We start from the raw sequence: 13,612 nt of genomic DNA, 5'->3' as shown, positions 1-13,612 counted from the left end.
CCACTAAAGCGCTGGCAACAACTTAGGCGTTGTGTTGCTGTTGTTCTTCGAGGAACTTGCCGCTTAAAACCAAACCTCGATTACGCAAACAATACCAGTTATAAAACGGATACCCGATCACGGCAAATAATCCCATAATGGCAGCATTACTAAAAGGGGAAATAATCGCTGACAGCAGCGATTGGGCAATTGACATGTGGCCATAGATGGCTGCCCAAAAGATGGTTGCAATGCCAATAATCACGCCAATGCCAAACCCCACTAAGGCTAACAACTTAACTAAACTCATAAGGGTGAGTTGCACTCGGTATTGTGATATCACGCCAGTTACTCCGTATGACTAAATATTCTTAATGATTATCAGATAGGCAGGCGATGCGCTGCGTTTCTGATCGCTATGACTCGGTCGTTGTACCCTCACAGATCACTGTCGCTAAGGCATAATCACGCTCATCGCTTAGTGAAAGTAGCCAATGGTTCGCACCGATTTGCGCTGCAATTTCCGCAGCTTTTCCTGTTAATGTCAAGCAAGGCTTACCATTGCTGTCATGATCAATGATAAAATCACGGAAAGTTATGCCTTGCGCGATCCCCGTGCCCAAGGCTTTAGCAGCCGCTTCTTTAGCCGCAAATCGCTTAGCTAAAAACTGAGTTGGCTGCGGGCTTTGTTGCCATTGCTGCCACTCTTGGTCATTCAAAATCCGTTTTGCCAAGGCGTCCTGATTCTTCCCCTCTAATCGATTAATCTGAACAATATCAGATCCCAAACCAACCAGCGCCATCTAGTAACTCCGTGCTTGTTGCATCAATTTTTTCATATCACTCACCGCGTTAGATAGACCACTGAATGTCGCTTGAGCAATGATGGCATGACCAATATTGAGCTCATATATTTCAGGGATCGCCGCAATAGGAGCAACATTATGATAGTGTAATCCATGCCCAGCATTCACAGTCAATCCAAGGCTTTGAGCAAAACTTGCCGCAGCGGTGATTTTCTGTAGTTCAGCATATTGCTTCTCCGGCGTTGGAGCATCGGCATAGTGACCTGTATGAAGTTCAATAAACGGGGCAGCACATTCGCGAGCGGCCTGGATCTGCTCACGATCAGTATCAATAAAGAGCGACACCACAATTCCCGCTTCGCTCAACTGCGCTATAGCAGCAGTAATTTTTTCTTTCGCTGCAACCACGTTGAGTCCCCCTTCGGTGGTGAGCTCTTGACGATTTTCCGGCACCAAACAGACAAACTGCGGTTTATATTCACACGCTTTTGCCACCATCGCATCGGTGACCGCCATCTCCAAATTAAGCCGTGTTTGCACCGTTTGGCTAAGTAACTGCAAATCTCGGTCTTGAATATGACGACGATCTTCACGCAAATGAATCGTGATCCCATCCGCCCCCGACGACTCGGCTATGCCAGCGGCATACACCGGATCAGGAAAACGAGTACCGCGCGCCTGACGCAATGTTGCAATATGGTCAATGTTAACTCCAAGATAAATATCTTTCACGATTTAGTCCTCTCGTTGAATCGCCCGGTGTTGTATTAATAGCTCTCGACTGCGTAACTTATGCCCTGCTAATAACTCATCAAGCATGATTCGAAATACACGCTTGGCCACGCTCAATTGCGCCGCATCATCTCGATTAAATGCACTCAAAGCTTGCAACGCTTTTCCACTAAACGTCGTCTTTAAAGGAACGCAGTCAATGAAGCCTTCACCGGGAACAAATTGATAGTGCTGGTTCGTCTCCAGCATATCGACACTTGGCAAACCGTAACCTAATTGGGTTAACAAGGTAAGCTCAAATTGTCGCAAAATTGCCGCTAACGGCCAAGAGTTTGCCGACAATTCTAACAGCGCTTGCTGATAAGCTTGATAGATAGTTGGGACGGGTTCTTCTTCAGGTAATAAATAATAGAGCAGCTCATTGAGATAAAAGCCACTATAGAGCGCTTCACCAAACAAAGGAAAAGCCAGTGACTGGGCTTCCAATCGACTGGCTGTTTTCAAAGCGCTACGCCCTGTTAAATTCAATTGCAGCGGAATAAACGGCTGTAGCAAGCCACGCGAATCTTTGGTGACCCGAACCACAGCACTGAGTTTGCCATAGCGACAACTTAACAGTTGCACTAATGCGCTGCTTTCCCGAAAAGGGCGACGGTGCAAAACAAACGCATCAGTATTGTTCATACGATCAGAGTGGGTCATCTCCATAGCCTAAGCTACGCAGTGCGCGTTCATCATCAGCCCATCCTGATTTCACTTTCACCCAGATTTCTAAGAATACTTTGTTATCAAACAATCGTTCCATATCAATCCGAGCTTCGCGACCAATCGTTTTTAGCTTCTCACCTTTTTTACCGATGACCATTTTTTTCTGCCCGGAACGTTCAACTAAGATCAGCGCGTTAATCTGATAGACGCCATTGTCCTGCATCCGAAATTGTTCAATTTCAACAGTGGTCGAATAAGGCAGTTCTTGACCGGTAAAGCGCATCAATTTTTCACGAATGATCTCTGAGGCCATAAATCGCGATGACCGATCGGTAATGTAATCTTCTGGAAAGAAAAACACATTATCGGGAAGTGATTGCTGGGCCCACCCGATTATTTTGTCAACATTGGTACCCTGTTTGGCACTCATCGGAACCACTTGAGCAAAAGCATACTTTTGGGCCAATACTTGCAGATGAGGCAATAACACTTCATTTCGATCACTAATGTTATCGATCTTATTCACGGCTAATATCACTGGCGCGTTTACATGGCGAAGTTTATTGAGCACCATTTCATCATCATCAGTCCAGCGAGTGCCATCAACAACAAAGATCACCATGGATACATCAGCAAGCGAACTACTCGCAGCACGATTCATCAATCGGTTAATTGCCCGCTGCTCCTCGATATGCAGTCCAGGAGTATCCACAAAAATAGTTTGATAGCTATCCTCAGTATGGATCCCTAGAATACGATGCCGTGTTGTTTGCGGCTTTTTCGAGGTAATACTGACTTTTTGCCCTAATAGGCAATTCAGCAATGTCGATTTGCCGACATTCGGTCGGCCAACAATTGCCACAAAGCCGCAGTGTGTTCCATATTCAGGAACTTGATTCATACCTTAAACTCCTCAAGGACGCGCCGTGCTGCCTCTTGTTCAGCCTTACGGCGGCTTGTCCCCGTCCCTTCTACGGGGTGATCTAACAGATCAATCTTACAGCTCACTGTGAACTGCTGATTATGGGCCTCTCCTTTAACGAGTACGACTTCATAATCAGGCAAGGATTTTTTCTGTCCTTGTAAAAACTCCTGCAAACGCGTTTTGGGATCTTTTTGATCGTTCCCAGGTCTAATCTGAGAAAGCCGCGGCTCATACCATTGTAGCAGTAGAGGCTGAATGACAGCGGAGCCAGAATCTAAATAAATCGCACCAATCAATGCTTCGACCGCATCCGCTAAAATAGACTCGCGCCGATAGCCACCACTTTTCAACTCGCCGGGACCCAGTTTCAGATACTCCCCAAGTTCAAACTCACGGCCAAATTCAGCCAATGTCTTACCTTTCACTAGGGTCGCTCTCATCCGCGATAAATCCCCTTCAGGAGAAGTAGGGAATTGTCGATACAAAGCATCGGCAATCACCCAACTTAAAATAGCATCCCCTAAAAATTCTAGTCGTTCATTATGCACTGAGTTGGCACTACGATGTGTCAATGCTTGCTCAAGCAAGTGTTGCTCTTTAAATACATAACCTAAAGACCGTTGTAGTCGGCCTGTTTCATCCACCATTAATGAATGGCTCCAATCCGATTAAAGCGAACCCCTGTTGGAACCCAACTGGGTAACCAAGAATTCGCAGAATGATTAAACTCAAAACTTATCCAGATAGCGACTGCACGCCCCACCAAATTATGTGTCGGTACAAATCCCCAATAGCGACTATCTTCACTATTATCACGATTATCACCCATGGCAAAATATTCACCATCTGGCACGATAAACTCGTTAGGCGCAGTTCCCGGCTGTTGGTAGTAATAACTCACGCGATCTGATAAATCTGGACTAATCAAAATATCATGAGTCACATCACCCAACTTTTCCTGATAGGTATTAAGTGGGTATGGACCTATATGGAACTTACCTTCTGCCACCAGCTTCTGTGAAACTTCCATTTTAGGCGGACATTGATCACCGTTACATTTAGGCTGAATATAAAGCCGTTTATTTTGATAGATAATCGTATCCCCTGGCAGACCAACGACACGTTTGATGTAATCAATTTTTGGGTTACGAGGGTATTTAAAGACGATAACATCGCCTCGTTTGGGTTTGCCTGTTGGAATTAAGGTGTCATTAAAAATAGGATCCTTAAGACCATAGGCAAATTTCTCAACCAAGATAAAATCCCCTACTAATAACGTCGGCTTCATCGAGCCAGATGGGATCTGGAACGGTTCATATAAAAATGAGCGGAGCAGTAACACCACCAGTAATACTGGAAAAACCGATTTACAATTTTCAATCCAACTAGGTTCTTGCAATAAGGCATTTTGGGCAGCCTCGGGCAGTTCTCCATCTGCAGACTGGCGAGCGTTATCCAAGCTCATTTGTCTGCGTTTAGCCCAAATACTACGATCAAGCGCCCATACGATCCCAGTTAATAAAGTAACGATGACTAATACAATCGAAAAATAAGCAGCCATGAATTAATCCTTCCCAATATGGAGTACGGCAAGAAAAGCTTCCTGAGGAACCTCCACATTACCCACTTGTTTCATGCGTTTTTTACCTTCTTTTTGTTTAGAAAGCAGTTTTTTCTTACGACTAACATCACCACCGTAACATTTAGCCAATACGTTCTTACGTAGTTGCTTAACGGTACTACGGGCGACAATATGGTTGCCAATAGCGGCTTGAATCGCAATATCAAACATCTGACGCGGGATCAGCTCTTTCATTTTTTCCACGACTTCACGACCCCGGTAGGCCGCATTATCATGGTGTGTAATCAATGCTAAGGCATCAACGCGATCGCCATTAATCAAAATATCAACGCGAGACATATTAGACACTTCAAAACGCTTAAAGCTATAATCTAATGACGCATAGCCACGACTAGTTGACTTTAATCGGTCAAAGAAATCCAACACCACTTCAGCCATCGGCACTTCATAGGTCAGTGCAACTTGATTACCATGATAAGCCATGTTGGTTTGCATGCCGCGCTTTTCAACACAGAGTGTAATGACATTGCCTAGGTACTCTTTAGGCACCAAAATATTCACTTCGGCAATAGGTTCGCGAATTTCATCAATATTGTTTATCGGAGGTAATTTCGCAGGGCTATCAACATATTCAATGTTGCCATCGGTATTGAGAATTTCATAGACCACCGTTGGCGCAGTTGTGATCAAATCCAAATCATACTCACGCTCTAAGCGCTCTTGGATAATCTCCATGTGCAACATGCCAAGAAAGCCACAACGAAACCCAAAACCTAGTGCAGTCGATGTTTCAGGCTCATAAAATAATGATGAGTCATTCAAACTCAATTTGCCAAGAGCATCCCTAAAGGCTTCATAATCATCTGAGCTCACTGGGAATAAACCAGCGTACACTTGCGGTTTCACTTTCTTAAATCCGGGCAGTGGGTTAGACGTCGGATTTTTCGCAAGTGTCAATGTGTCCCCGACTGGGGCACCATTCACTTCTTTAATTCCAGCAATGATAAAACCGACTTCACCCGCATGCAAAACCCCTGTTTCGGTCGGTTTTGGCGTAAAAATCCCCACCTTGTCGACAACATGGGTTTGACCAGTCGACATCACTTTCATCTTGTCGCCTTTACGCACCACCCCATTTTTAATTCGAACCAACGACACCACACCTTGGTAGTTATCAAACCAAGAATCAACAATCAAGGCTTGTAATGGCGCATCTTGTTCACCTTCTGGAGGGGGGATCTGTTTGACAATGGCCTCTAATACATCCTCGATACCGATGCCAGTTTTCGCCGAGCAGCGGGTCGCATCCACGGCATCAATACCTACGATATCTTCAATCTCTTGAGCCACTCGCTCAGGATCAGCCTGTGGTAAGTCGATTTTATTAAGTATCGGGATGACTTCTAAATTCATATCGATGGCCGTGTAGCAGTTTGCTAACGTTTGGGCCTCAACACCTTGCGCTGCATCGACAACCAGCAAAGCACCTTCACATGACGCTAATGAACGGGATACTTCATAAGAAAAATCCACATGTCCAGGTGTATCGATGAAATTTAACTGATAAGTCTGGCCATCACGCGCGGTATAATTAAGCGTGACGCTTTGGGCTTTAATGGTAATCCCGCGCTCTCGCTCCAGATCCATAGAATCCAATACCTGAGCGGCCATTTCACGGTCAGCTAAACCGCCGCAATGCTGAATCAAGCGGTCAGACAAGGTCGACTTACCATGGTCGATATGGGCAATAATAGAAAAGTTACGAATATGCTTCATGGAATACAGGCTTTGCTCAACGTTAACGGAATATATAAGGTAGGGAATTTTACTCGATTTAACCGAGTATGGCTATGAAGTCAGCAGAAATTACCGACTTAACGACAGCATGACCGGTTGATAATCACGTCGCAGGCTTAATCGCTTCGCTCCAATTCGGGCCATGAAAAAGCCGACCAGAGCACCAGCAACACACCCAGCTAAGGCCACATTATCACTATGACCAAACATATAAACGGCCACCATCACCCCCATCATCATGGTCAATAGAGGCAATAGATAAATCAACATAGCACTGCGAACTAAGTTTTGTGCGGGAAGACCAATTTCAATGCGCTGACCGGGTAAAACGGGATGCGTTAATCTCACCTGAAAGCGATGAGTTTTCGGTGAGAACGCTTTGGCGACTGCCGAATTACCACAGTTATCAGCGACATGGCATTGCCCACAAGCACTGCGGCTAATGCACTCTACCCAAGCATAATCGCCATCGACATCCATCACCAATGCAGTTTCGGTCACCATATCAGTCAAGTCAGTCACGCAAGCTCTCCTGTGTATTACTTTGAGACGGATTAGCCACTAGTTTAACCGATTGAGCGATTAAAGCAGCTGTTTGTGGCGGCACTTCACCCACCACGGTAATTTCCATACCATTATGAACGACAGAGTGCATCGACGTCGCCCCTTGGCGCACTAAATCACCTTGTAAAATACGACTATCAGGGGCGGCACTAGCGTAAACTGACACTGTAAACAAGCCATCACTAAGCTTGATATAATTCACATCTTGTTGAGTAATTGCCAGACGATGTTGATTATCACTGATGATCTTCATACCTTCAGGCTTCCAGCTCAATTTCCAATTGAGCGATGCTCGAGGTGGCGTCGGGGGCGTTTCTATCGCGGGCAGATCAATACTAGCCAGTTTTTTCATCCAATCGGTTGGCGTATCAAATTGCACCAACCCTATTGCCATCAACTGTTCAACTAAATTTCCATGGCGATCAACAGTATCGATGCGCAGCGGCAATCCTGATTGGCTCCCCAGCCAAACATACAAACCGTATAAACTATCATGTTTGGGAATGATACGCAGAATTTGCACCGAGCGCCCCGCCACTCGCCCTTTACCCGACGCAAGCAGATCGTAATTAGCGGTTAACTGCTCGATGGAAATATTAGCCAATGTTTCCATCATTCCTGGCAGTTGACTCGCATTGATCGATAGTGGCGCTTTACCCATTTCATAATAGACAACTTGGTGACCTCGGCGCACAGCTTCGCGTACGGGCCCATTGAGATACAAGCGATGCACCACTTCTTGGTGATCCACAACGCCATGAAATAGGCGTATCGGTTCAATCATGCCCTGACGAACATGGATGTATGACAATTCATAGTTATCATGATGAAAGGCTTGCTGCATTTTCTGCAATAAATTAATTGGCTCAATTAAATGTTGGGGAACAGTTGTTTGAGTTGATGATGCGTGAACTGCTGGCTGCTCAGGCGTGTTTTGAGCAAACACAGGCTGCGTCAACAAAGACGCTAGCAAGGGAAATAACATCATCCGATAACACATAGACCTAATTGGAAACTCGCTGTTGCATTTGATGATCTTGCAAATAAGCAGCTATCTCTTTGCGCTGTTCAAGCCATTGCTGCTTCGTTAGTTTATTTTTATCTTGATTGAAACTAGTCTGTAAACTCACCGGTGCCACTGTTCCACCAATTGGTATAGTATGTAACATTTGCAAAGGTTGCTGCATGCTAGCCTCACGAGTTTGAGCGCTTTGCTGATACTGTTGTACCCCAATAATCGCAATCACAGCAACCGATGCAGCGATCGCATACTGGCCCATGTTACGCACCCAATCCGGTAGCATATATTTGCGAGAAAGTGTCGCAACATTATTAGTTGTATTACAATCAGTAGCCATTTGATGTGTCGCTTCAAACTCTAAAGCGCTGGCAATACTGTTACTTAGATCTAAATTCAAAACAGAAGGTGCATCGCCACGAATCACATCACGCATTAGGTGATAACGCTGCCACTTCATATGTCGAGAACTATCAGACACTAACGAATTCAGCATCTGTTTATCCTTCAACTCACTATCCATAAGTGCTGAAATCTGTTCGTCTTTACCGAGCATAAAATTTCCCTTCAATCACCGATCCAGTAGCGGCTGAATCTGTTTGTCAATCGCTTCTCGTGCTCGAAAAATTCGAGAACGAACTGTGCCGACGGGGCACTCCATAATCTGTGCTATCTCGTCATAGCTGAGCCCTTCAATCTCGCGCAGGGTAATTGCTGTGCGTAATTCATCAGGCAGCTGTTCAATAGTACCGAATACAACATCACGAATTTCCTCAGTCAGCAATACTGACTCAGGGGTAGTACTTTCATGCATTGCTTCACTACCATCATAAAACTCAGCATCATCGCTATCGACATCATTTGCTGGGGGACGCCGACCTTGAGCCACGAGATAGTTCTTCGCTGTATTCACAGCAATACGATACAACCACGTATAAAACGCACTTTCACCGCGAAAATTAGGCAAGGCTCGGTAGGCCTTAATAAAGGCTTCCTGAGTCACATCAGCCACATCCCCTGAGTTATTGACATACTTTGCGACCAAGCCAGCCACTTTATGTTGATATTTACCAACCAGCAGATTAAATGCTTGTTTATCCCCCTGTTGGATCCGTTCAACAAGGGCCTGATCTGTCCAATTTTGCTGATTCATCCTACGCGACCAGCCTCCGGATAGAGTATCCCGATAAATAGGCCACAACGCGTATAATCATTAAGACTTCGGTTATTCAAAAAAGTTCTCTTCTCATCGAATTTATTTTAGCACTTAGAACATGTTACAAAGACCAAGTTCAATTCATGTGACTCATTTTACTCTAACACGGCCTACAAGTATGACGAACCCCCTCGCCTGCGTCCAATAAGCAACACAGTTTTCGTGACACATCGATGGGTAACTATAAGCATTCGCTGCAAACATCTAAAATAACTGAAAAGACCTGCATCACCTAATTCTTACCATGATTTTTCACTGTAACGCCAATCGCTTGCAATATAAGTTTACAAACAACGTAAAACTAAACATAAGTGGCGATAGCTTGTTTGCTCAAGCATGTCATGGATCATTAGAAAACAGCGACGCTCTCCGTTGTAGCTCAGTTTAAGCCAACAAAATCCTGTTCCAACTTGCGAGCCAGGCTCAAGTCGGTACCATCGTTGTTCGATATTCAGCCAAGGCCCTTGGAGGATGACCGATGTCGGCACATGAGCAATCTGTTGCCATAGCAGATAAGCGGCCCAACCGATAAGCCACAGATCAATCCATGGACATCGCTCTATATAAATGCCAACCATTAGCCCAACGGTGCCAACAATCAATACACAGCGTGCAATGCGGCTAGACTTAACGCGGATGTGTGAGCTGGTTGTGACTAAGGATAACATCCACTAACTCTGCCATTTTAGGATCTGGACACACTTTGTGTTTCATAAACCAAGCAAACAAATCTGGGTCATCGCACGCCAGCAGCTTTTGAAAGCAGAGCTGTTGGTCAATAGATAACTGCTCGTAAGATTGTTCAACAAAAGGCCGAAGTAATACATCTAGTTCCAACATGCCACGACGACAAGCCCAAAGTAGCCGCGATTTTGATTGTGTCATTTCCATGGTACTTCCTCTTGGTAGCCATTTAGTCAAAACAATAGCGCAATGGCTGACAAACTGTGTATAGCAAGATACCATCAACACAATCATCGACCAAAACTAAACCTATTAAATGGGAGCAATTAAGGTGGAACTGGATAAATTATGTACATTTCCAGACCTATGGGTCGGAAATTTAGCAAGTTGGTCACTGACACGATTAAGTGGTGATGAACGCCACAACTACTTGCAAGGTCAGTTCACAGCAGAAGTAACAGGGCTCGCTAAAGGTGCGCAAACGCTCTCGGGACATTGTGATCCAACAGGTAAATTATGGTCTATTGTCCGATTAATTAACGCGGGTGATTGGCTCTGGCTACTTCAACCCCAATCGACCGCTGATGTTGAGTTGCCTGAGCTGAAAAAATACAGTGTATTCTCTAAAGTAACCATTGAATCTGAAGCTGATTACCAACTTATTGCTGTCGTAGGTAAACAAGCCAAAGCATTTATTGAGCAGCGTTTTGGCAATACGATCGCCTCCCAAGGTGGTTTGTTAGATGAAGGATATTGCTTGAGCTACGCTAATCAGCCCATGCGCTACCTACTAATTGTCCCCAATAACAAAGCCAACAGCTTAATCGATCAAGCCATTGGGAGTGATCAAAACGCACTATTACAGTTATGGCAGGGGCTCGATATTATCGCAGGGTATCCCAGTTTAAGTGCGGCCACCGCGGGCCAGTTTATTCCTCAAGCACTGAACCTGCATCAGCTTGATGCCATTAGCTTTACAAAAGGCTGCTACACTGGACAAGAAATTGTTGCGAGGGCAAAATATCGCGGCACCAATAAGCGCGCAGCTCTGCGATTTGTTGGGCAATCAAGCGCGGCGATTGAATCGGGCCAAGATTTAGAAATGCAGTTAGGTGACAACTGGCGCCGCTGCGGCACGATTATCAATAGTTTTCGCCAGCCCGACGGCTATACTGAAATTTTGGCAGTGGTTCGCGCCGATAGTGATACACAAAACCACTATCGATTGCATGGACAGAGCGATAGCCAACTCACACTAGCGCACCTACCATATTCACTCGAAACACAATAAAGTAGGTCATTAAACAGGAACAGCTTATGCCCAGATCACCATGTATTCGTCATTGCACACTCAATGAAAGCGATGTGTGCATGGGCTGTTTTCGTCATCTCAACGAAATCACTGGCTGGCAGCAGTTCTCATCTGAGCAACAACAGCACATTCTAAAGCGCACGCAAAAGCAACGCGAAAAATATATGGAACAGATTCTGCATTATAACCGTTAATGACGGTTTTTCGCCGCGAGCAGACGCTGCGCGGCTTTGATGTAAAGGAATCTGTGAATGCTAAAACTACTTGCCACTCTCTGCTTGGCTATATGGTTGTCAGGGTGTTCAACACTGACTCAAACCCAAGAAAAAGTGACCGATACAGCTCAACAAAAAGTTGATAATAAACAGCGACAAGTAACGGTATCAACCGATTCTCATTCACCGGTTCCCGATGACCCATTTTACTCGCCAATTGATCCGTCCCCGAAACCCGAGCAAGTGATCCCCACAGGTTCCGCTTACGATCCGCAAAAATCAAGCAGTCTATATAGCTATCAACCCGTCTATGCGGTCGGTGATACGGTCACGATTATTTTAACCGAGTCAGCATCAGCTCAAAAATCGGCGACAACCGATATGTCCCATAAAAATGATTACAATCTTGACCCCATTACAGTGCCTGGCGGAAAGTTGACCATCAATGGCAAAACGGTGCAATTGGGGATGAAGCAATCACAAAATTTTGACGGCAAAGCAAACTCAGCGCAAAGCCATACATTAAGTGGCAAAATTACTGTTTCAGTCGTTGATGTACTTAATAATGGCAATTTGGTCGTTCGCGGCGAAAAATGGTTAGTGATTAATAATGGCAAAGAATACATCCGACTCACAGGGATCATTCGCCCTAAAGATGTGACCGAAGCGAATACCGTTAATTCGTCACAAATAGCGGATGCAAGAATTGAGTTTAGTGGCACTGGCGACCAAGCCAACACTCAAACTCAAGGTTGGTTATCACGATTATTTAATGGAAGCTTATGGCCATTTTAATGATAAACCGAGCGCGTGCAGTAAAGCTTGCTACACTGCTTTTTTTGATGCCATTAACAGCGCATGCGGTGTGGTTTGAAGGGCAAGGCAGTTCCACCATCGAAAATGGCGAAGTTGACCAAGCCCGTCATAAGGCAGTACAAAATGCCCTACTCGGATTAATGTATAAAGGTGGAGCCAGTATTCGCTCTGTCCAAGTGGTTAAGTCCGGCATATTAGCCAGTGACAAGCTCACCGTTAAAACCAACGGTGAAGTGCATAATATGCAGGTAGTGCGTGAACATCTCACACAAAACAAAATTACGGTAACGGTGCGCGCAGATATATTCCCCATGCGAACCTGTAACAAAGATAATTACGCCAAAACATTGCTAGTAGGCCCTATTACATTGCGCCAACGAGTGCAAGCTCAAATGGGTGGGTTATACCAGTTAGGAGCTACTCTTTCAGAACAGTTTTATCAGCAAATTCAAGCAAATAACCGCAGGCTTGATCCCCGTCAACTGATGACAAATCCCATTGCTTCTTTATCGGGTTTTCGCAACCAAGCACGCATGCTGCAAGTGGCGCGTGCGCTCTCTTCTCAATATGATGTGCAATACATTATGTTTGGCGATATCGACGATCTGTCAAATTACAAATCTAGCTCTACTTCTGAACTAACGAATGTTACCGCCGTCACCCATCATCGCAGCTTTAAGCTGAGTTTGTTTGTCGTCGATGGAATTAAAGGTGATATTGTCTTTCATAAAAACTACAGTACCAATCAAGAATGGAACTTTGATTTTACCATGAAGGTCAATCCTGACAGCGGCATGTTTTGGAATTCTCAATATGGCAAAGCTATCCAATATATTATCAGCAGCGCCATCCAAGATATCCAAGTGGGATTATACTGTAAGCAAACCCTTGCTGATGTTGTCAGTATTGATGACAATCAATTAGTGATTAACTTAGGCCAAAGTAATGGTGTGCAAGTAGGCGATCAATTTCACTTGATGCGCACCCGCTATTTAATTTCACAAGATGGCTCACAAAGTAATCCTATTTTCAATAAAGGACAGATGCCGACATTTAAAGTTGTCGAAGTACAATCCAATCGCGCTATTTTACAAGCGCAGCATTATTCAGATATGGCGAATGTTCAGGTGCGCGATATTCTCATCGCGTCCAGTCAGCTACGCGGGCATACCCAAACCAATTATTAAACCAAGTGTAACCTTTAAAATAAGAGCCCCCTTTTAATAGGGGGCTCTTGATTTGACCATAATTTGCGTCA

General features: G+C 44.8%; 18 protein-coding genes. 4 read left to right on the top strand and 14 right to left on the bottom strand.

The window, feature by feature from the left end:
• Positions 1 to 22: 22 nt before the first annotated feature.
• From ABUE30_RS11925 to ABUE30_RS11860, 14 genes are all read right to left on the bottom strand, one after another.
• Positions 23 to 322, bottom strand: a complete 300-nt coding sequence (locus ABUE30_RS11925) for a hypothetical protein (protein WP_408624008.1) — start codon at positions 320 to 322, stop codon at positions 23 to 25.
• A gap of 73 nt (positions 323 to 395) precedes the next feature.
• Positions 396 to 782 (bottom strand): holo-ACP synthase, encoded by a 387-nt coding sequence (acpS, locus tag ABUE30_RS11920; protein WP_408624007.1) that lies wholly within the window; start codon positions 780 to 782, stop codon positions 396 to 398.
• On the bottom strand, positions 783 to 1,517 hold the full coding sequence (gene pdxJ / locus ABUE30_RS11915) for a pyridoxine 5'-phosphate synthase (protein ID WP_408624006.1): 735 nt from the start codon (positions 1,515 to 1,517) through the stop codon (positions 783 to 785).
• 3 nt (positions 1,518 to 1,520) lie between these two features.
• Entirely contained in the window at positions 1,521 to 2,219 is a 699-nt protein-coding gene (gene recO / locus ABUE30_RS11910; RefSeq protein ID WP_408624004.1) for a DNA repair protein RecO, read from the bottom strand.
• Positions 2,206 to 3,126, bottom strand: a complete 921-nt coding sequence (era, locus tag ABUE30_RS11905) for a GTPase Era (protein WP_408624003.1) — start codon at positions 3,124 to 3,126, stop codon at positions 2,206 to 2,208. Before era ends, recO begins: the two co-directional genes overlap by 14 nt.
• Positions 3,123 to 3,797 carry a ribonuclease III gene (rnc, locus tag ABUE30_RS11900; RefSeq protein WP_408624001.1) on the bottom strand — a complete coding sequence of 225 codons (675 nt, stop codon included), beginning with the start codon at positions 3,795 to 3,797 and terminating at the stop codon, positions 3,123 to 3,125. Before rnc ends, era begins: the two co-directional genes overlap by 4 nt.
• Positions 3,797 to 4,711, bottom strand: a complete 915-nt coding sequence (lepB, locus tag ABUE30_RS11895) for a signal peptidase I (protein ID WP_408624000.1) — start codon at positions 4,709 to 4,711, stop codon at positions 3,797 to 3,799. The genes rnc and lepB overlap by 1 nt, the downstream gene beginning before the upstream one ends.
• A 3-nt stretch (positions 4,712 to 4,714) precedes the next feature.
• Entirely contained in the window at positions 4,715 to 6,508 is a 1,794-nt protein-coding gene (lepA, locus tag ABUE30_RS11890) for a translation elongation factor 4 (protein ID WP_408623999.1), read from the bottom strand.
• Between the two features lie 90 nt (positions 6,509 to 6,598).
• Complete coding sequence (locus tag ABUE30_RS11885; protein ID WP_408623998.1) at positions 6,599 to 7,051, bottom strand: SoxR reducing system RseC family protein; 453 nt, start codon at positions 7,049 to 7,051, stop codon at positions 6,599 to 6,601.
• Positions 7,044 to 8,081, bottom strand: a complete 1,038-nt coding sequence (locus tag ABUE30_RS11880) for a MucB/RseB C-terminal domain-containing protein (RefSeq protein WP_408623997.1) — start codon at positions 8,079 to 8,081, stop codon at positions 7,044 to 7,046. The genes ABUE30_RS11885 and ABUE30_RS11880 overlap by 8 nt, the downstream gene beginning before the upstream one ends.
• Before the next feature lie 16 nt (positions 8,082 to 8,097).
• Positions 8,098 to 8,667, bottom strand: a complete 570-nt coding sequence (locus ABUE30_RS11875) for an RseA family anti-sigma factor (RefSeq protein ID WP_408623996.1) — start codon at positions 8,665 to 8,667, stop codon at positions 8,098 to 8,100.
• A 15-nt stretch (positions 8,668 to 8,682) separates the two neighbouring features.
• Complete coding sequence (rpoE, locus tag ABUE30_RS11870) at positions 8,683 to 9,264, bottom strand: RNA polymerase sigma factor RpoE (protein WP_408623995.1); 582 nt, start codon at positions 9,262 to 9,264, stop codon at positions 8,683 to 8,685.
• Between the two features lie 347 nt (positions 9,265 to 9,611).
• Complete coding sequence (locus tag ABUE30_RS11865) at positions 9,612 to 9,995, bottom strand: protein YgfX (RefSeq protein ID WP_408623994.1); 384 nt, start codon at positions 9,993 to 9,995, stop codon at positions 9,612 to 9,614.
• A complete protein-coding gene (locus ABUE30_RS11860; RefSeq protein ID WP_408623993.1) occupies positions 9,955 to 10,218 on the bottom strand; it encodes an FAD assembly factor SdhE in 264 nt (87 codons plus the stop codon). Before ABUE30_RS11860 ends, ABUE30_RS11865 begins: the two co-directional genes overlap by 41 nt.
• A 124-nt stretch (positions 10,219 to 10,342) precedes the next feature.
• On the opposite strand from ABUE30_RS11860, the gene ygfZ reads away from it, so the two are divergent.
• The 4 genes from ygfZ to ABUE30_RS11840 are packed head-to-tail and all read left to right on the top strand — an operon-like array spanning position 10,343 to position 13,541.
• Positions 10,343 to 11,302, top strand: coding sequence for a tRNA-modifying protein YgfZ (gene ygfZ / locus ABUE30_RS11855; RefSeq protein WP_408623992.1), 960 nt, complete (start codon positions 10,343 to 10,345; stop codon positions 11,300 to 11,302).
• Between the two features lie 26 nt (positions 11,303 to 11,328).
• On the top strand, positions 11,329 to 11,517 hold the full coding sequence (locus tag ABUE30_RS11850; RefSeq protein ID WP_408623991.1) for a DUF1289 domain-containing protein: 189 nt from the start codon (positions 11,329 to 11,331) through the stop codon (positions 11,515 to 11,517).
• 57 nt (positions 11,518 to 11,574) lie between these two features.
• Positions 11,575 to 12,333: a flagellar basal body L-ring protein FlgH gene (locus ABUE30_RS11845; RefSeq protein ID WP_408623990.1), complete on the top strand. Its 759-nt coding sequence runs from the start codon at positions 11,575 to 11,577 to the stop codon at positions 12,331 to 12,333.
• Positions 12,321 to 13,541, top strand: a complete 1,221-nt coding sequence (locus ABUE30_RS11840) for a flagellar assembly protein T N-terminal domain-containing protein (RefSeq protein WP_408623989.1) — start codon at positions 12,321 to 12,323, stop codon at positions 13,539 to 13,541. The genes ABUE30_RS11845 and ABUE30_RS11840 overlap by 13 nt, the downstream gene beginning before the upstream one ends.
• Positions 13,542 to 13,612 lie beyond the last annotated feature (71 nt).

It is taken from the genome of Celerinatantimonas yamalensis (genome assembly GCF_046054155.1).
GTDB classification, from domain to species: Bacteria; Pseudomonadota; Gammaproteobacteria; order Enterobacterales; family Celerinatantimonadaceae; genus Celerinatantimonas; species Celerinatantimonas yamalensis.
Note: the sequence above shows the minus strand (reverse complement) of the source record. Positions and strands in the feature narration are given on the sequence as shown.